1 protein-coding gene is annotated in these 420 nt (G+C 65.2%); it reads left to right on the plus strand.

The window, feature by feature from the left end; translation table 11 throughout:
• A partial coding sequence (locus tag ACRBB0_RS27270) for a sialate O-acetylesterase (protein ID WP_431377619.1) occupies positions 1-420 on the plus strand: 420 nt, incomplete at both ends.

Consider the following 420-nt stretch of genomic DNA (forward strand, 5'->3'; position numbering starts at 1 on the left):
CGGATCAATGCTTTCGCTGCCAGCTATCCTGACGCCGTGTTCAGTGCGGTGATCTGGGTGCAGGGCGAAGACGAAGGCGCGGCCTCGGCGCAGTGGAGCCAGGCGCAATACGCCACGGCGCTGGACAGTATGATTGCGGCGCTGCGCCTTGACGCCCCGGCGATCAGCGCCACGCCCTTCATCGCGGTTGAGATCGGCGCGGGCGATGATGGTCTGACGCCCACCGGCTCGCAGATCCGCGCCGCGATCCGCGACACGCCAAACCGCGTGGCCAACACCCTGTTTGTGAGCGCAAGCGGGCTGTTTGAGACCGTGGATACGCTGGACCCTCTGCACTTTGGCCCAAATGGTCAGCGCGGCATGGGGCAGCGCATTTACAACGCCATGGCCGGTGAAGTGGCGGCATATGGCGGGGTGAAT

The sequence above is a fragment of the Pelagimonas sp. genome (genome assembly GCF_050633425.1).
Classification (GTDB): Bacteria; Pseudomonadota; Alphaproteobacteria; order Rhodobacterales; family Rhodobacteraceae; genus Pelagimonas.